Raw genomic sequence first — 16,879 nt, forward strand, 5'->3', positions numbered from 1 at the left:
CTGACGTCAGGCCGTACGGCTCGGGATCAGAAGCCCGGGCCGTGCTGGTGGCCGTGCCCGTGGCCGTGGCCGTGACCGGCGTCGGCCGGCTCGGCCTTCTCCGGCTTCTCCACCACCAGGCTCTCGGTGGTGAGCAGCAGGCCGGCGATCGAGGCGGCGTTGGTCACCGCGTTGCGGGTCACCTTCACCGGGTCGAGGATGCCGGCCTTGACCAGGTCGACGAACTCGCCGGTGGCGGCGTCGAGGCCGTTGCCCCACTCCTTGCCGGCGACCTTCTGCACCACGACGTAGCCATCGTGGCCGGCGTTCTGCGCGATCCAGCGCAGCGGCTCGACCAGCGCCTTGCGCACGATCGAGACGCCGACCTTCTCGTCGCCGGTGAAGCCCAGGTCGTCGTCGAGCACCGGCAGGATCTGGGCCAGGGCGGCGCCGCCACCCGGGACCGTGCCCTCCTCGACCGCGGCCTTGGTCGCGGCGATGGCGTCCTCGATGCGGTGCTTGCGCTCCTTCATCTCGACCTCGGTGGCCGCGCCGACCTTGATCACCGCGATGCCACCGGAGAGCTTCGCCAGCCGCTCGGCCAGCTTCTCCCGGTCCCACTCGGAGTCGGAGGCCTCGATCTCCTTGCGGATCTGGGCGACCCGGTCGGCGACCTCGGCGGCCTGGCCGCCACCGTCGACGACCGTGGTGTTCTCCTTGTCGACCACGACGCGACGGGCGGTGCCGAGCACCTCCAGGCCGACCTGGTCGAGCTTGTAGCCCAGCTCCGGGGCGACCAGCTCGGCGCCGGTCAGGATCGCCATGTCCTGGAGCATCGCCTTGCGGCGGTCGCCGAAGCCGGGGGCCTTCACGGCGCAGACCTTGATGGTCTTGCGGATCGCGTTGACCACCAGCGTGGACAGGGCCTGGCCCTCGACGTCCTCGGCGATGATGAGCAGCGGCTTGTTGTTCTGGAGAACCTTCTCCAGCAGCGGCAGCAGCTCCTCGATCGCCGAGATCTTCTGCGTGGTGATCAGGATGTACGGGTCCTCCAGGACCGACTCCTGCCCCTCCACGTCGGTGACGAAATTCGGCGAGATGAAGCCCTTGTCGAACTGGAGACCCTCGGTCACCTCCAGCTCGGTGATCAGAGCAGAGCCCTCCTCGACGGTGATGACACCGTCGCGGCCGACCCGCTCCATCGCCTCGGCGATCAGCTCGCCGATGGTGCTGTCCTGCGCGGAGATCGTCGCGACGTGCGCGATCGACTCCTTGTCGGCCACCTCGACGGCCCGGCCGAGCAGCGCCTCGGAGACCTTGGCGGCCGCCGCGTCGACGCCCCGCTTGAGGCCGGTCGGGTTGGCCCCGGCGGCCACGTTGCGCAGGCCCTCGCGGACCATGGCCTGGGCCAGCACGGTCGCGGTGGTGGTCCCGTCGCCGGCGACGTCGTTGGTCTTGGTCGCCACCTCCTTGACCAGCTGCGCGCCGAGGTTCTCGTACGGGTTGGTGAGCTCGATCTCCTTGGCGATCGTCACGCCGTCATTGGTGATCGTGGGCGCACCAAACTTCTTGTCCAGGACGACGTTGCGCCCGCGCGGGCCGAGAGTGACCTTGACCGCGTCCGCGAGGGCGTTGACACCGTGCTCCAGCAGGTGCCGGGCGTCGTCCGAGAAGCTCAGGATCTTCGCCATCTGTATCCCTTCGAAGCGACGTTGCCCCGGCCCGGCGAGCCGGACCGGGGCAACGACACTGATCGGTTGCTTACTTCTCGATGACCGCGAGGACGTCGCGGGCGGAGAGCACCAGGTACTCCTCGCCGGCGTACTTGACCTCGGTGCCGCCGTACTTCGAGTAGAGGACGGTGTCGCCGACCTTGACGTCGATCGGCACGCGGTTGCCCTTGTCGTCGATCCGGCCCGGGCCGACAGCGAGGACGGTGCCCTCCTGCGGCTTCTCCTTGGCGGTGTCGGGGATCACGATGCCCGAGGCGGTGGTGGTCTCGGCCTCGTTCGCCTGGACCACGATGCGGTCCTCGAGCGGCTTGATCGCAACCTTGGTCGCGGTAGTCACGGGCATACCCTCCTGGGGTACTTGGTGTCGTTGCCGGTCGGCACGCCGACCAGCGTCAATCTGCCACATGCCACCGGGCGGGGCCGTCGTCGCGGGTGCCGGTCCGCCTGGCGCTCAACCCCCGGACACCAGGGCCCGGGCGTTGGCACCCTCAGGGTGAGAGTGCTAATCGCAGGTTATTCCTCGGCTAGCACTCCGTCAAGGAGAGTGCCAACGCGCCGCGCCCCGTGTCGCATCATCCGGCCGGACCGGAGTCGACGGCGACGGGCCACGAGGGGTCCGGGGCGGTCGGCCGGGGGTGGCCGGGAGAATGCCCGGGTGGACCTGGAACAGTTCGCCGCCCTGCGTACCCCCGAGGGGTCGGCCGCGCTCGACGCGGCGGCGCGGGTGGCCCGCGGCGACCCGCTGACGGCGGCGGCGGCGCTGCGCTCCGCCGGGGTGCCGGCCGGGCTCGCGGCGGCGGCGTTGACCCAGGCCGAGCTGCGCCGCCGTGCTGTGGGCAAGTTCGGCCCGGCGGCGGCCGGGATGTTCCTCACCCGGGCCGGCCTGGAGCAGGCCACCCGGGGGGTCGTGGCGCGGCGCCGGGCGGAGCGCCTGCGCGCCGCGGGCATCGCCACCCTCGCCGACCTGGGGTGCGGCCTCGGGGCGGACGCGCTCGCCGCGGCCCGCGCCGGCATCCGGGTGTACGGCGTCGAGGCCGACCCGGTGACCGCCGCGATGGCCGCCGCGAACGCCGAGGCGGCCGGGTTGGGCGACCTGTTCACGGTGGAGTGTGGGGACGCCACGGCGTTCGACGTGGGCCGGGTCGACGGGGTCTTCTGCGACCCGGCCCGCCGGAAGGCCGGCACCGGCCGGCGCATCTTCGACCCGAACGCCTACTCGCCGCCCTGGGACTTCGTCACCGGGCTGGCCGAGCGGGTGCCGCACACGGTGGTGAAGGTGGCCCCGGGACTGGACCATGCGCTGATCCCGGCGGGCGCGGAGGCGGAGTGGGTGAGCGTCGACGGCGACCTGGTCGAGGCGGCGCTCTGGTGCGGCGCGCTGGCGGCGGTGCCCCGCCGCGCCACCGTGCTCCGCGAGAAGGACGGGCACCCACCCGACGCCTCCGGCGGAGCAGGGGTCGCCTCCTACCAGCTCACCGGCGCCGGTGACGCCGAGGCGCCGGTGGGCCGGCCCCGCGGCTTCCTGTACGACCCGGACCCGGCGGTGGTGCGCGCGCACCTGGTCGCCGAGCTGGCCGGCGAGCTGGACGCGACGCTGGCCGACCCGAGCATCGCCTACCTGTACGGCGACGAGGCCCGGCCGACCCCGTTCGCCCGCTGCCTGGAGGTCACCGACGTCCTGCCGTTCTCGCTGAAGCGGCTGCGCGCCCTGCTGCGGGAGCGCCGGGTCGGGCGCGTGGAGATCCTCAAGCGCGGCTCGGCGCTGGAGCCGGAAAAGCTGCGCCGGGATCTGCGGCTGGCCGGCGACGCGGCGGCCAGCCTGGTGCTGACCCGGGTGGCCGGCGCGCCGACCGTGCTGCTCTGCCGCCCGGTGCCCGGCTGAGTCAGGACGCCTCGCGGACGCGCAGGTCGGCCAGCCACACCTCGGCCAGGTCGCTGAGCGCGACGCCGAGGACCTCGCTGAGGCAGACCACGGTGCCGAACGCGGGCGCCGGAAGCCGGCCCACCTCGATCTTGCGCAGCGTCTCCGGCGAGATGCCGGCCGCCACGGCCACCTCGACGAGGCTGCGGTCGCCTCGCGCGACCCGAAGCGCCACCCCGAGGCGTTGCCCCGCTGCGATCTGTTCCGGCGTGAGCGGTGGGCGAACCATGCCAGCAGGATAGACCCCGAGCGCCGTGGTATAAAAATACCGCAAGAGAAGGGGAGGGTTGATCGTGATCGAACTCAAGTCCGCCGAGGAGATCGACCGGATGGCCGTGACCGGCCAGTTCGTCGGCGAGCTGCTGGCGGAGCTGCGTGAGGTCGCCGCCGTCGGGGTCGACCTGATGGACCTCGAGCACCACGCCCGCCGCCGGATCAAGGAGCGTGGCGCGGCGTCCTGCTACTGGGACTACACGCCGTCGTTCGGCCGCGGCCCGTTCCGCAACGTCCTGTGCCTCTCGGTCAACGACGCCGTGCTGCACGGCCTGCCGCACCACTACGCCCTGCGCGACGGTGACCTGCTGAGCATCGACATGGCGGTCGGGATCGACGGCTGGGTCGCCGACTCCGCGCTGTCCGTCATCGTCGGCACTCCCGCCCCGGACGACCTGAAGCTGATCGAGGCCACCGAGGTCGCGCTGGAGGCCGGGATCGACGCGGCGCAGGCGGGCAACCGGATCGGCGACATCTCCGCCGCCATCGCCGGGGTCGCCGGCCGCTACGGCTACCAGGTCAACAACGAGTTCGGGGGCCACGGCATCGGCCGCACCATGCACGAGGCCCCACACGTGCCCAACACCGGCCGCTCCGGCCGGGGCATGAAGCTCAAGCCCGGCCTGACGATCGCGATCGAGCCGTGGTTGTGCCGCGGCACCGACAAGATCAGATTCGACGAGGACGGGTGGACTATCCGGTCCGCGGACGGCTCGCGCTCGGCCCACTCCGAGCACACCGTCGCGATCACCGAGGCCGGCCCCCAGGTGCTGACCCGCCGCCCCGGGCACGGCAGCAGGCCGGGCGACCGTACCGGGCAGGCTGCCGCGGGTTAGTTTGTCGCTCATGGCGGGACAGGGCACTCCGGCGACGGCACTGCTGACCAAGCGGAAGATCGCGCACAGCACCCACCCGTACGACGTCTCGCCGGACGCCCCGAACTACGGCGCCCTGGTCGCGGCGGCCCTCGGGGTGCCACCGGCCCAGGTGTTCAAGTCGCTGGTCACCGAGGTCGACGGCGCGTTGACCGTGGCGGTCGTGCCGGTCACCGGCGAGCTGGACCTCAAGGCCCTGGCCGCGGCGGCCGGCGGCAAGCGGGCGGCCATGGCGGACCGGACGGTGGCGGAGCGGGCCACCGGGTACGTCCGCGGCGGGATCAGCCCGCTCGGCCAGCGCAAGCGGCTGCCCACGGTCGTCGACGCCTCCGCGCTGGAGCATCCGACGGTCTACGTCTCGGCGGGGCGCCGCGGCCTGCAACTGCAGCTCGCGCCCGCCGACCTGGTCGCGCTGACCGCTGCCGTCACGGCGCCGATCGCCACCCGCTGAGCCACCTTCCCCCGGGTCGGCTGGGAGCGTTTCCGCACGCCACCCCAGGGAGCGCTCTCCACAGGGTGACGGCGGGGTGTCACTTGCGTTGCTGAATTGTTACTGCCGCCAACAAACTTCTGACCTCGGCTCCCTTGCGCGACTTCGGCGGGGAGGAATACGTTGCCGGGCACAACAAAACACCGACAACAACTCCCCCAACCCCCGAAAGGACCCATGCATATGCGCAAGGGCTTCCTCACCTTCGCGGCCGTCGGTCTTCTCGCGACCGGCAGCATGGCCGCCTGTGGTGACAACGGCGGTTCCGACCAGTCCGGCGGCTCGACCGACAAGAAGCCGAAGATCGGCGTGATCCTCCCCGACAGCAAGTCCTCCGCCCGGTGGGAGGGCGCGGACCGCAAGTACCTCAAGGAGGCGTTCGACGCGGCCGGCGTGGAGTCGGACATCCAGAACGCCCAGAACGACAAGAACGCCTTCCAGACCATCGCCGACCAGATGATCACCAACGGCGTCAACGTGCTGATGATCGTCAACCTGGACTCCGGCACCGGCAAGGCCGTGCTCGACAAGGCCAAGTCGCAGGGCGTCGCCACCATCGACTACGACCGGCTGACCCTGGGCGGCTCCGCCCAGTACTACGTCAGCTTCGACAACGAGGCGGTCGGCAAGCTCCAGGGCGAGGGCCTGAGCAAGTGCCTGACCGACAAGGGCGCCAAGAACCCGTCGATCGCCTACCTCAACGGCTCGCCGACCGACAACAACGCGACCCTGTTCAAGAACGGGTACGACTCGGTGCTCAAGCCGAAGTTCGACTCGAAGGAGTACACCAAGGTCGCCGACGACTCGGTGCCGGCCTGGGACAACGCGCAGGCCGCCACGATCTTCGAGCAGCAGCTCACCAAGGCCGGCGGCAAGATCGACGGGGTGCTGGCCGCTAACGACGGCCTCGGCAACGCGGCCATCTCGGTGCTGAAGAAGAACAAGCTCAACGGCAAGGTCCCGGTGACCGGTCAGGACGCCACCAAGGAGGGCCTGCAGAACATCCTCCTGGGCGACCAGTGCATGACGGTCTACAAGGCGGTCAAGAAGGAGGCGGACGCCGCCGCCGAGCTGGCCATCGGGCTGGCCAAGGGCCAGAAGAAGGACACCGGCCAGACCGTCAAGGACCCGGAGGGCGGACGGGACGTCCCGGCCGTGCTGCTGGAGCCGAAGGCGATCTACAAGGACAACGTGAAGGACGTCGTGACGGACGGCTACGTCACCAAGGACGAGCTCTGCACCGGCAACTTCGCCAAGCTCTGCACCGACGCCGGCATCAGCTGACCCATCCCCCCGCACCAGGCGGCGCCGCCCGGCACGGACACCCGTGCCGGGCGGCGCCCACGCCGGACGGGATCCGAGACCTCCCCTCCGTTCCCAAGGAGAACCCCGTGTCCGCAACCCCCCTGCTGGAGCTACGCGGGATCGACAAGAGCTTCGGTCCCGTCCAGGTGCTGCGCGACGTGGCCTTCGCCGCGTACCCCGGCGAGGTGACCGCGCTGGTCGGCGACAACGGCGCCGGCAAGTCGACCCTGGTCAAGTGCATCAGCGGCATCCATCCCACCGACGGCGGCGAGTTCCACTTCGACGGCCGGCCGGTGAGCATCAACAGCCCCCGGGACGCCGCCGCGCTGGGCATCGAGGTCGTCTACCAGGACCTCGCGCTCTGCGACAACCTCGACATCGTGCAGAACATGTTCCTCGGCCGGGAGAAGCGCAGCGGCATCGTGCTCGACGAGCCGACCATGGAGCAGATGGCCGCCGAGACCCTGGCCGGGCTGAGCGTGCGGACCGTCAAGTCGCTGCGCCAGCACGTGTCCAGCCTCTCCGGCGGCCAGCGCCAGACCGTGGCCATCGCCAAGGCGGTGCTCTGGAACAGCCGGCTGGTCATCCTGGACGAGCCGACCGCCGCCCTCGGCGTCGCGCAGACCGCCCAGGTGCTGGAGCTGGTCCGCCGGCTCGCCGACAACGGCCTGGCCGTGGTGCTCATCTCGCACAACATGAACGACGTCTTCGCGGTCTCCGACCGCATCGCCGCGCTCTACCTCGGCCAGATGGTCGCCCAGGTGAAAACCAGCGACATCACGCACGCGCAGGTGGTCGAGCTGATCACCGCCGGTCGCTCCGGCGACCTCGGCCTCGCCGATTCGGGCAGCAACGGCACCGGCGCCGCGCCCGCCGACACGACTCCAGGAGCCGTCCGATGACCACCACCGCCGTCAAGAGGGAGGGCCCCGCCGCGGTCACGCCAGCGCCCACCGTCGGCACCCACCTCAGCAACTACTGGCGCCGGGTACGCGGTGGCGACATCGGCGCGCTGCCCGCCGTGTTCATGCTCCTTGCGCTCGCCGCCGGCTTCTCGATCGCCCGCCCGACGTTCTTCACGGCCGGCAACTTCGCCAACCTGTTCACCCAGGGCGCCGCGGTCACCCTGATCGCGATGGGCCTGGTCTTCGTCCTGCTGCTCGGCGAGATCGACCTCTCCGCCGGCTTCGCGAGCGGCGTCTGCGCCGCCATCCTGGCCAACGTGGTGACCGAGCTCGGCTACCCGTGGTACGTCGCGGTGCTCGCCGCCGTCGCCACCGGCCTGGCGATCGGCATCGGGCTCGGCCTGCTGGTCGCGAAGGTGGGCATTCCCTCCTTCGTGGTCACCCTGGCCGGCTTCCTCGCCTTCCAGGGCATCGTGCTGATGCTCATGAAGGAGGGCTCCAACATCTCGGTGCGGGACGACGTCCTCCTCGCCATCGCCAACCGCAACCTTCCCACCGCGCTCGGCTGGGCGCTGGCCGCGGTGGCCGTCGCCGGGTACGCGGCCGTGCAACTGCTCCGCCACCGCAACCGGGCCGCCCGCGGCCTGCTCACCGACCCGTTCGCGGTGGTGGTGGCCCGGATCGCCGGCCTCGCGGTCATCCTCGGCGCCGCGGTCTACGTGCTCAACCTGGAGCGCAGCCGCAACGTGCTGGTCGTCTCGCTCAAGGGCGTGCCGATCGTGGTGCCGATCATCGCGGTGCTGCTGGTCGTCTGGACCTTCGTGCTCCAGCGCACCAGCTACGGCCGGCACGTCTACGCGGTCGGCGGCAACGCCGAGGCGGCCCGCCGGGCCGGCATCAACGTCGACCGGATCCGCATCTCCGTCTTCGTCATCTGCTCCACGATGGCGGCGATCGGCGGCATCGTGGCGGCCAGCCGGGCCAACTCGGTCGACCCCAACACCGGTGGCAGTAACGTACTGCTCTACGCCGTCGGCGCGGCGGTGATCGGCGGCACCAGCCTCTTCGGCGGCAAGGGCCGGGTCCTCGACGCCGTGCTCGGCGGCGCGGTGGTCGCGGTCATCGACAACGGTATGGGACTGATGGGTTACAGCTCGGGCGTGAAGTACGTGGTCACCGGCGTGGTGCTGCTCGCCGCCGCCACCATCGACGCGCTGTCCCGCCGGCGGGCCGCCGCGACCGGCACCCGCTGAACCCGGCACGGAACATGACGGTGGCGATGCGCGCGGGACCGAGCCAGGACGAGATCCGCCGGCAGAACCTGGGCGCACTGCTCCGGTACGTGCACGTGCGCGGCGCCACCAGCCGCGCGGAGCTGACCACCGCGCTCGGCCTCAACCGCAGCACCATCGGCGCGCTGACCGCCGACCTGGCCGGCGCCGGTCTGGTCAGCGAGGGGACGCCGAAGGAGACCGGCCGGGCCGGACGACCGTCGCTGGTCGTCCGGCCCGAGTCGGCGCGCGTCTACGCGTACGCGTACAGCGTCGAGGTGGACCGGCTTCGGGCCGCGCGGGTCGGGCTCGGTGGTGAGGTGCTCGACCGCCGGGAGCTGGAACGGCCGCGGAACCTGGTTGCCGGCGATGCCGCGCCGCTGCTGGCCGACGCGGTCCGGGAGATGCACCGGGCGGTGCCGCCCGACTCGATGTGCGTCGGGGTCGGCCTGGCGGTCTGCGGCATGGTCCGCCGCGAGGACGGGCTGGTCCGGCTCAGCCCCACCACCGGCTGGGTGGACGAGCCGATCGGCGCGGCGCTCGCCACCGAGCTGGGCGTCGACGTGCCCATCACCGTGGGCAACGTGGCCGACGTGGCCGCCTTCGCCGAGCACGCCCGGGGTGTCGCCGCGGGCTGCGACAACGTCATCTACCTCTACGGGGACGTCGGTGTCGGTGCCGGCATCATCGCGGGCGGGCGGCGGCTCACCGGGCACGGCGGCTACAGCGGCGAGGTCGGCCACATGGTGGTGGTCCGCGACGGGATGCGCTGCGACTGCGGGCGGCGCGGCTGCTGGGAGACCGAGATCGGCGAGCACGGGCTGCTCCGCGCCGCCGGCCGCTCCGACGCCCGGGGCCGGGAGGCGCTGCTGGCCGTCTTCGACGCCGCCGACCGGGGCGACGCGCGGGCCCAAACCGCCGTGCGGCAGGCCGGCGACTGGCTCGGCTTCGGCGTGGCCAACCTGGTCAACATCTTCAACCCCGAGATGGTCATCTTCGGCGGCACCATGCGCGACCTCTACCTGGCCGCCGCCGCCCAGGTGCGCAGCCGGCTCAACTCCAACGGGCTGCCCGCCTGCCTGGAGCACGTGCGGCTGCGCACCCCGAAGCTCGGCGACGACGCGGCGCTGATCGGCGCCGCCGAGCTGGCCTTCGAACGCCTCCTCGCCGACCCGCTCGACGTCGGCTGACCGCCTGCCGGAACCGGTGAACTGAAAGGGCTCGTGATCCGTACCAGTGGTCGGACGGACGGCCGCGGGGGCGGCCGTCCGCGCCATCCCGCGTACCGGTCCGGACCGAGGAGGCACCGCAACCATGGCACCGCTGGAATCCGCACGCCGCCGGCTGGCGCACCGGGTGATCCTGCTGCTCGTCGCGCTCGGCGCGGGGATCGGCGTCCTTCCCGGCGCGGCACAGGCCGCACCCAACCCCGTTGTCCAGCTCAACGCCGCCGACATGACGCTGCTCAACGGCGTACGACTGGCCGGGCTCTGGGAGATGCCGGCCGGGCAGATGGCCGCCGAGAAGGGCCAGTCGAAGCGGGTACGGGAGATCGGCGCGGAGATCGCGCGACAGCACGGCGTCCTGGACCAGCTCGTGGTCGAGGCCGCGAACAAGCTGGGCGCCACCCTGCCGACCACACCGACCACCCAGCAGCAGGGCTGGCTGACCGAGATGCAGAACGCCACCGGCGCCCAGTTCGACCAGATCTTCGTGACCCGGCTGCGGGTCGCGCACGGCAACATCTTCCCGGTGATCGGCGCCGTCCGGGCCAGCACCCGGGATCCGATCGTGCGCAAGCTCGCCGACCAGACGAACACCTTCGTCACCAACCACATGCTGATGCTGGAGAGCACCGGGCTGGTCCGCTGGCAGCAGCTCCCGCCTCCCGCGATGCCCCCGGCGCAGAGCGATTCGCTGATCGCCGCGGCCGGGGCCAACGTCGGCAGCAACGGCGGGATCCAGGTCAGCACCACCGTCGTGTGGGCCGTCTTCCTGCTCGCCCTGACCACCGGCGGCTACGCGACCTGGCGGCTGCTGCGCCGCTCCTGACCGCGCCGCCCGCACGGGGCCCCCACCGGTGTGCCGGTGGGGGCCTTCCGCTCAGCCGTGCCAGGACCGCCAGAGGGCCGCGTAGGAGCCCCCCGCCGCGACCAGCTCGTCGTGCGAACCCAGCTCGGTGATCCGGCCGTCCTCGACCACCGCCACCCGGTCCGCGTCGTGGGCGGAGAAGAGCCGGTGCGCGATGGCGATGACGGTCCGGCCCTGGAGCACCGCGGCCAGCGAGCGTTCCAGCGCCCGGGCCGCCCGCGGGTCGATCAGCGAGGTGGCCTCGTCCAGCACCAGGGTGTGCGGGTCGGCGAGCACCAGCCGGGCCAGCGCGACCTGCTGCGCCTGGGCCGGCGAGAGCGGGTGCCCGCCCGCGCCGACGCGGGTGTCCAGCCCGTCCGGCAGCGCCTCGGCCCAGTCCCGCGCGTCGACCGCGGCCAGCGCCGCCCGCACCTCGTTGGGCCCGGCGTCCGGGCGGACCATCGCCACGTTGTCGGCGAGCGTGCCGATGAAGACGTGGTGCTCCTGGCTGACCAGCGCGACGTGGGTGCGCAGCTCGGCCAGGGGCAACCCGGACAGGGGCCGGCCGTCCACGGTCACCGTCCCGGCGCGCGGCTCGTGCACCCCGGCCAGCAGCCGGCCCAGCGTGGACTTGCCCGCGCCGGACGGGCCGACCATGGCCAGCTTCTCCCCCGGCCGGGGCACCAGGGTCACCCCGTGCAGCACGTCGTGGCCGGCGCGGTACGCGTACCGGACGTCGTGGGCGGCGAGCCGCCCGTCGTCGCTGACCGGCCGCCGGTCGGGCGACGCGCCCCCGGCCGGCCGGTCGGCGGGCTCGGCGGCCACGCCGAGCAGCCGGGCCAGCGAGGCGCCGCCGACCTGGAACTCGTCCAGCCAGGAGAGCAGCCGGTCGACCGGGTCCACCAGCTGCTGGGCGTAGAGGGTGGCCGCGGTGACCTGCCCGAGGCTGGCCCAGCCCTTCAGGTAGAACCAGCCGCCGAGCAGCAGCGTGCCGGCCACCGGCAGCACGTAGCCGATCTCGGCGATCGGGAAGAACACCGTCCGCAGGTTCAGGGTGTAGTACTCGGCCGCGTACGACCGGCGGATGTCGGTGTCGGTGCGGGCCCGGCGGCGGGCCGCCTGGCGCAGCGCCTCGGTGGTCCGCGCGCCCTCGACCGTCTCGCTGATCCCGTCGGTGATGTCGGAGTACGCGGCGTTCTCCCGCAGGTAGCCGGCGGGCGCCCGGCGCAGGTACCAGCGGGTGCCGGCGACCAGCATCGGCACCGCGAGCAGACAGGGCAGCACCAGCAGCGGGCCGGTCAGCACCAGCGCGCCCAGGATCAGCAGCACGGTGACCGCCGCGATCAGCGTCTCCGGTGCGGCGAACCGGACCGTCCGGGACAGCGCGGCGACGTCCCGGGACGTGCGGGTGAGCAGGTCGCCGGTGCCGGCGCGCTCCACCGTGGACAGCGGCAGGGCCAGCACCCGGTCGACGAACTCCTCGCGCAGCTCGGCGAGGACCCGCTCGCCCAGCCGGGCCGAGGCCAGGTGGGCGAAGCGGACCAGCACCGACTGGGCGACCACGAAGCCGGCGATGGCCAGGGCGATCCGGTCGACGGTCACCGCGCCGACCCCGCGCGAGATCCCCTCGACCAGGTCGCCGAGGAGCCGGGGCGCGACCAGGCCGGCGGCCGCGGCGAGCGCGTGCAGGCCGAGCGCGGCGGCCAGGCCGCGCGGGTGGCGGCGGAACAGCTCCCGCGCGTACCGGCGGACCTGCTGCGCGTCGGCGACGGGCAGGGCGTTGCTCACCGGTCCTCCTCCCGGCTCACCGTGGCCCGGTACCGGGGCTCGGCGGCGAGCAACTCGTCGTGGCGGCCCTCGGCGACCACCTTGCCGTCCTCCACGAAGACCACGTGCTCGGCGCGGCCGAGCACCAGCGGGCTGGTGGTGCAGACCAGCGTCGTCCGGCCGCGTCGCGCGGCGGCCAGCCGGTCGGCGATGCGCGCCTCGGTGTGCGCGTCCACCGCGCTGGTCGGCTCGACCAGGATCAGCGTCTCCGGGTCGGCGACCAGCGCCCGGGCCAGCCGCAACCGCTGCCGCTGCCCGCCGGAGAACTCGCGGCCGCGCTCGGCGACCGGGCCGTCCAGGCCGCCGGGCAGCGCCTCGACGATGTCCGTCGCGCTCGCCGCGACGAGCGCCGCCTCGACCGCGCGGGAGTCCGCCCGGTCGTGCGGGTCCAGCTCGGTGCGGAGCGCGCCGCTGAACAGCTGCGCGTCGTTGTCGGCCACCAGGATCCGCTCGCGCACCGTCGCCAGCGCCACGTCCCGCAGCGGTACGCCGTGCAGCGTCACGTCCCCGTCGACGTACCGGCCGAGCCGGTCGGCGATCTCAGTGGCGTCCTCGGGCGCGGTGGCGGCCAGCGCGGTGAGCCGGCCCGGCCGCAGCACCAGCCCGGAGCGCACGTCCACCAGCTCGCCCGGCCCCTCGGGCACCGGCACCGGGCGCGCCGGGTCGGTGAACTCGGGGGCGAGGCGGAGCAGCCGCACCACCCGCCGGGCCGCCACGTGCCCCCGGGTCAGCTTGTCGGCCGCCTCGGTGAGGTTGCGCAGCGGGCTGACCAGGAACGCCGTGTAGCCGTAGAAGGAGACCAACTGGCCGGCGCTGATCTCGCCGCGCAGCGCGAACCGCGCCCCGAGCCAGGTCACCAGCACCACGAAGACGCCGGGCAGCAGGATCTGCGCGGCCTGGATGAGCGACTCGACCCGGGCCACCCGCAGGCCGTCGGCCCGCAACGCCTGGGACTGCTCCCGGTAGCGGGCGCCCAGCACCGGCTCGCCGCCCACCCCGCGCAGCACCCGCAGCCCGGACACGATGTCGCCGGCCCGGGCGGTCAGCTCACCGGTCGACTCCCGGTACGCCGCCTGCTGCCGGTGCAGCGGCCGGATGAGCAGCGCCACCAGCCCCATGAGCAGCGGCACCCCGAGCACCACCACGAGGCCGAGCGGCACGGAGGCGGTGAGCAGGATCACCGACACGGTGGCGATGGCGACCACCGCGCCGGTGCCCCGGGCGGTGATGTCGACCGCGCTGCCGATGTGCTCGATGTCGGCCGTACCGATGCTCACCACCTCACCCGCGGCGACCCGGCGGGGCAGCGCGGCGCCGAGCCGGTTGGTGGCGTCCACGGTGACCTGCACGGTCCGGTAGGCGGCGCCGAGCCAGTTGTGCACCGCGCAGCGGTGCCGCAGGATGCCCGTCGTCGCCTGGACGACACCCAGCCCGAGCAGGACGAGACCCCAGCGGAGCAGGGCGTCCGGGTCGCGGTGGGCCAGGCCGGCGTCGATGGCCCGGCCGACGGCGGCCGGCATCAGCGCCTGGGCCACCATCCAGGTGACGCCGAGGGCGATGGCGCCGCCGAAGAGCAGGGGGTGCCGACCGGCGAGCCAGACCAGGTAACGGGTGGCGGACCGGGTGTCGGGGGCGCCGGGATCGCCGGCGGGTGAGAAACGCATGACCACCCGACGCTAAGTGCCGCGCCGGGGTGGACGCCAACCAGTTTCCCGCCGGTCAGGCGGCCCGCCGGGTCAGCGATCGACCTGCGTGAAGTCCCAGCTGTGCGGGGGCCGGGCGACCAGCCGCATGGGCGGCTCGGGCAGCTCCCGCGGGCTGCTCCGCCACTTCGAGATCACCACCACCCGGTGGTCCGTCGAGGAGAACACCTCGCTGGACAGGTGCAGCGGTTCATGCTCGAACTCGGGCAGCGCGGTCTCGCACACCCAGGTGATCAGGTCGGCGAACCCGTACGGCTCCGCCTTCGCCTCCCACATCCGGACGATCACGTCGGTCCCCTCCCGCCTCAGACGCTGACCACGGTCAGCGGCATGGCGGAGTCGGCCGGCAGGTCCAGCCGGCTCGGGGCGACGCCCGCGGCGACCAGGTGCGAGCCGAGCGCGGCCACCATGGCGCCGTTGTCGGTGCAGAGCTTCGGCCGGGGCGTACGCACCCGGACGCTGTGCTTCGCCGCCCGGTGCTCGGCCATCGCCCGCAGCCGCGAGTTGGCCGCCACCCCGCCGCCGATCACCAACGTGTCGATGCCGCTGCTGCGGCAGGCGTCCAGGGCCTTGCCGACCAGCACGTCGCAGACCGCCTCCTGGAAGGACGCGGCCACGTCGGCCACCGGCACCGGCTCGCCGGCCCGCTGCCGCGCCTCCACCCAGCGGGCCACCGCCGTCTTCAGGCCCGAGAAGGAGAAGTCGAAACGGTGCCCGGCCAGGTCCTTGGGCGCGGTCAGCCCGCGCGGGAACGCGATCGCCGCCGGGTCACCGGCCCGCGCCTCCCGGTCGATGAACGGGCCGCCCGGGAAGGGCAGCCCGAGCAGCCGGGCCACCTTGTCGAACGCCTCACCGGCCGCGTCGTCGATGGTCGCGCCGAGCGGCGTGACCTCCCGGGCCAGGTCGTCGACGCGCAGCAGCGAGGAGTGCCCGCCGGAGACCAGCAGGGCGATGGCCGGCTCGGGCAGCGGGCCGTGCTCCAGGGTGTCCACGGCCACGTGCGCGGCGAGGTGGTTCACCCCGTACACCGGCTTCTCGGCGGCCACCGCGTACCCCTTGGCGGCGGCGACCCCGACGAGCAGCGCGCCGGCCAGGCCCGGCCCGGAGGTCACGGCGATCGCGTCGATGTCGGCGATCGTCACCCCGGCCTCGCGCAGCGCCCGGTCCATGGTCGGCACGATGGCCTCCAAGTGGGCGCGGCTCGCCACCTCGGGCACCACGCCACCGAACCGGGCGTGCTCCTCGACGCTGGAGGCGAGCGCGTCCGCCAGCAGGGTGTGCCCGCGGACGATGCCCACCCCGGTCTCGTCGCAGGAGGTCTCGATGCCGAGGATCAGTGGTTCGTCAGCCATGCGCGTCAATCCTCGTTGCGCTGCATGACCAGCGCGTCGGTGTTGCTCGGTTGGTAGTAGCCGCGGCGCACGCCGATCGGCTCGAAGCCGTACATCGCGTAGAGCCGCTGGGCGGGGGCGTTGTCGGCGGCGACCTCCAGCAGCGTGCTGCGCACCCCGCGCCGGGCCGCCTCGGCGAGCAGCGCCTCCAGCAGCAGCCGGCCGATCCCCCGGCGCTGCGCGTCGCGGCGGACCGCGATGTTCTGCACCCAGGCCTCGTCGGGCGGGGCCACCATCAGCCCGGCGTAGCCGAGCACCGTGCCGTCGTCGTCGGTGGCGACCAGGTAGTGATGGCCGTTGGCCAGCTCGTTCCAGAACATCGCCGGGGACCACCGCTCGGCGCCGAACAGGTCCGCCTCCAGGGGCAGCACCTCATCGACGTGCCACCAGCGGAACCGGCCCAGGCGAACCTGGCTCATTGCAGCACCGGCTTGTGGCCGGTGGCCGCGACCGCGTCCGGGCGGCGCAGGTAGAGCGGGGTGAGCGGCTCGCCGGGGGCGCCCGCGCGGATCCGCTCGGCGGCCAGGCGGGCCAGCGCCACGGCGTCCGGGTACCGGGGCTCCTCCCGCACCGGCAGGCCGAGGACGTCGGCGTACCGGTGCGCGCCGTCACCGACGGCCACCGTGACGGCCAGGTCCCGGGCCCGCTCGGCGGCGACCGCCGGGGTGTCCACGTTCGGCCCGGCGATGCGCTGGCCGGCGCCGTCGTAGACGGCCCAGTAGACCTCCCGGCGCCGGGCGTCGCTGGCCGCCAGGACCGGCTCGCCGGCCGCCGCCGGATGACCGATCCCGTCCAGCGAGCAGACCCCGTAGGTGGGGATGCCGAGCACCTGGCCCATGGTGGCGGCCGTGACGAGGCCGACCCGCAGCCCGGTGAACGGCCCGGGGCCGAGCCCGGCGACGATCGCGGCCAGGTCGGCAGGGCGGGCGTCGACGTCGGCCAGCACCGCGTCGACCTGCGGGGCGAGCAGCTCGCCGTGGGCCCGCGCGTCGACCGTGCACCGCTGCGCGCGGGCCGCGACGCCGTCCGCCGAGACCTCGACCAGCGCCGCGGTCACCGCGGGCGTCGAGGAGTCCACCACGAGTACGAGCACGGTATGCCAGCCTAGTCGCCGCCCCGGTTACCGGCGGTGACGC

At 73.3% G+C, this 16,879-nt stretch carries 17 protein-coding genes; 8 read left to right on the forward strand and 9 right to left on the reverse strand.

The window, feature by feature from the left end; genetic code table 11:
- Window positions 1–26 precede the first annotated feature (26 nt).
- Together groL and groES are read right to left on the reverse strand one after the other, a co-directional pair.
- A complete protein-coding gene (groL, locus tag ACQP12_RS29290) occupies window positions 27–1,670 on the reverse strand; it encodes a chaperonin GroEL (protein ID WP_433283392.1) in 1,644 nt (547 codons plus the stop codon).
- 70 nt (window positions 1,671–1,740) lie between these two features.
- A complete protein-coding gene (groES, locus tag ACQP12_RS29295; protein WP_018222648.1) occupies window positions 1,741–2,055 on the reverse strand; it encodes a co-chaperone GroES in 315 nt (104 codons plus the stop codon).
- A gap of 312 nt (window positions 2,056–2,367) precedes the next feature.
- Here groES and ACQP12_RS29300 point away from each other — a divergent pair, with 312 nt between their 5' ends.
- A complete protein-coding gene (locus ACQP12_RS29300; protein WP_433283393.1) occupies window positions 2,368–3,594 on the forward strand; it encodes a THUMP-like domain-containing protein in 1,227 nt (408 codons plus the stop codon).
- Between the two features lies 1 nt (window position 3,595).
- Here ACQP12_RS29300 and ACQP12_RS29305 read toward each other — a convergent pair whose 3' ends face one another.
- A complete protein-coding gene (locus tag ACQP12_RS29305; protein WP_433283394.1) occupies window positions 3,596–3,862 on the reverse strand; it encodes a helix-turn-helix domain-containing protein in 267 nt (88 codons plus the stop codon).
- A gap of 64 nt (window positions 3,863–3,926) precedes the next feature.
- Between ACQP12_RS29305 and map the strand changes: the two genes are divergently transcribed.
- The 7 genes from map (at window position 3,927) to ACQP12_RS29340 (ending at window position 10,804) form a co-directional block, all read left to right on the forward strand.
- The gene (gene map / locus ACQP12_RS29310; protein WP_433283395.1) at window positions 3,927–4,742 is read left to right on the forward strand and encodes a type I methionyl aminopeptidase; all 816 of its coding nucleotides are present in this window, start codon (window positions 3,927–3,929) and stop codon (window positions 4,740–4,742) included.
- Window positions 4,743–4,752: 10 nt separating this feature from the next.
- The gene (ybaK, locus tag ACQP12_RS29315; protein ID WP_433283396.1) at window positions 4,753–5,232 is read left to right on the forward strand and encodes a Cys-tRNA(Pro) deacylase; all 480 of its coding nucleotides are present in this window, start codon (window positions 4,753–4,755) and stop codon (window positions 5,230–5,232) included.
- A 222-nt stretch (window positions 5,233–5,454) separates the two neighbouring features.
- The gene (locus ACQP12_RS29320; protein ID WP_433283397.1) at window positions 5,455–6,555 is read left to right on the forward strand and encodes a sugar ABC transporter substrate-binding protein; all 1,101 of its coding nucleotides are present in this window, start codon (window positions 5,455–5,457) and stop codon (window positions 6,553–6,555) included.
- A gap of 107 nt (window positions 6,556–6,662) precedes the next feature.
- Window positions 6,663–7,478, forward strand: a complete 816-nt coding sequence (locus ACQP12_RS29325) for an ATP-binding cassette domain-containing protein (protein WP_357938668.1) — start codon at window positions 6,663–6,665, stop codon at window positions 7,476–7,478.
- Entirely contained in the window at window positions 7,475–8,734 is a 1,260-nt protein-coding gene (locus ACQP12_RS29330; RefSeq protein ID WP_433283398.1) for a sugar ABC transporter permease, read from the forward strand. Before ACQP12_RS29325 ends, ACQP12_RS29330 begins: the two co-directional genes overlap by 4 nt.
- A 26-nt stretch (window positions 8,735–8,760) precedes the next feature.
- Window positions 8,761–9,942, forward strand: a complete 1,182-nt coding sequence (locus ACQP12_RS29335; RefSeq protein WP_433283399.1) for an ROK family protein — start codon at window positions 8,761–8,763, stop codon at window positions 9,940–9,942.
- Between the two features lie 124 nt (window positions 9,943–10,066).
- Complete coding sequence (locus tag ACQP12_RS29340) at window positions 10,067–10,804, forward strand: DUF4142 domain-containing protein (protein WP_433283400.1); 738 nt, start codon at window positions 10,067–10,069, stop codon at window positions 10,802–10,804.
- 51 nt (window positions 10,805–10,855) lie between these two features.
- Here ACQP12_RS29340 and ACQP12_RS29345 read toward each other — a convergent pair whose 3' ends face one another.
- The 6 genes from ACQP12_RS29345 to tsaB all read right to left on the reverse strand — a co-directional run bounded on the left by ACQP12_RS29345 (window position 10,856) and on the right by tsaB (window position 16,836).
- Window positions 10,856–12,610 (reverse strand): ABC transporter ATP-binding protein, encoded by a 1,755-nt coding sequence (locus ACQP12_RS29345; protein ID WP_433283401.1) that lies wholly within the window; start codon window positions 12,608–12,610, stop codon window positions 10,856–10,858.
- On the reverse strand, window positions 12,607–14,313 hold the full coding sequence (locus tag ACQP12_RS29350; RefSeq protein WP_433283402.1) for an ABC transporter ATP-binding protein: 1,707 nt from the start codon (window positions 14,311–14,313) through the stop codon (window positions 12,607–12,609). Before ACQP12_RS29350 ends, ACQP12_RS29345 begins: the two co-directional genes overlap by 4 nt.
- A gap of 72 nt (window positions 14,314–14,385) precedes the next feature.
- Window positions 14,386–14,640 carry a hypothetical protein gene (locus ACQP12_RS29355; protein WP_151464624.1) on the reverse strand — a complete coding sequence of 85 codons (255 nt, stop codon included), beginning with the start codon at window positions 14,638–14,640 and terminating at the stop codon, window positions 14,386–14,388.
- Between the two features lie 17 nt (window positions 14,641–14,657).
- On the reverse strand, window positions 14,658–15,704 hold the full coding sequence (gene tsaD / locus ACQP12_RS29360; protein WP_433283403.1) for a tRNA (adenosine(37)-N6)-threonylcarbamoyltransferase complex transferase subunit TsaD: 1,047 nt from the start codon (window positions 15,702–15,704) through the stop codon (window positions 14,658–14,660).
- Window positions 15,705–15,709: 5 nt separating this feature from the next.
- Window positions 15,710–16,162, reverse strand: a complete 453-nt coding sequence (gene rimI, locus ACQP12_RS29365; protein ID WP_355348082.1) for a ribosomal protein S18-alanine N-acetyltransferase — start codon at window positions 16,160–16,162, stop codon at window positions 15,710–15,712.
- Entirely contained in the window at window positions 16,159–16,836 is a 678-nt protein-coding gene (gene tsaB, locus ACQP12_RS29370) for a tRNA (adenosine(37)-N6)-threonylcarbamoyltransferase complex dimerization subunit type 1 TsaB (protein WP_433283404.1), read from the reverse strand. The genes rimI and tsaB overlap by 4 nt, the downstream gene beginning before the upstream one ends.
- Window positions 16,837–16,879: the final 43 nt, after the last annotated feature.

The organism is Micromonospora sp. CA-244673, assembly GCF_050948395.1.
Lineage (GTDB): Bacteria > Actinomycetota > Actinomycetes > Mycobacteriales > Micromonosporaceae > Micromonospora.

Bases quoted from the DNA above. Each gene is read 5' to 3' on its own strand.
- groL (WP_433283392.1), bottom strand. From the start codon at position 1,670: ATGGCGAAGATCCTGAGCTTCTCGGACGACGCCCGGCACCTGCTGGAG.
- groES (WP_018222648.1), bottom strand. From the start codon at position 2,055: ATGCCCGTGACTACCGCGACCAAGGTTGCGATCAAGCCGCTCGAGGAC.
- ACQP12_RS29305 (WP_433283394.1), bottom strand. From the start codon at position 3,862: ATGGTTCGCCCACCGCTCACGCCGGAACAGATCGCAGCGGGGCAACGC.
- ybaK (WP_433283396.1), top strand. From the start codon at position 4,753: ATGGCGGGACAGGGCACTCCGGCGACGGCACTGCTGACCAAGCGGAAG.
- ACQP12_RS29320 (WP_433283397.1), top strand. From the start codon at position 5,455: ATGCGCAAGGGCTTCCTCACCTTCGCGGCCGTCGGTCTTCTCGCGACC.
- ACQP12_RS29330 (WP_433283398.1), top strand. From the start codon at position 7,475: ATGACCACCACCGCCGTCAAGAGGGAGGGCCCCGCCGCGGTCACGCCA.
- ACQP12_RS29335 (WP_433283399.1), top strand. From the start codon at position 8,761: ATGCGCGCGGGACCGAGCCAGGACGAGATCCGCCGGCAGAACCTGGGC.
- ACQP12_RS29340 (WP_433283400.1), top strand. From the start codon at position 10,067: ATGGCACCGCTGGAATCCGCACGCCGCCGGCTGGCGCACCGGGTGATC.
- ACQP12_RS29350 (WP_433283402.1), bottom strand. From the start codon at position 14,313: ATGCGTTTCTCACCCGCCGGCGATCCCGGCGCCCCCGACACCCGGTCC.
- tsaD (WP_433283403.1), bottom strand. From the start codon at position 15,704: ATGGCTGACGAACCACTGATCCTCGGCATCGAGACCTCCTGCGACGAG.
- rimI (WP_355348082.1), bottom strand. From the start codon at position 16,162: ATGAGCCAGGTTCGCCTGGGCCGGTTCCGCTGGTGGCACGTCGATGAG.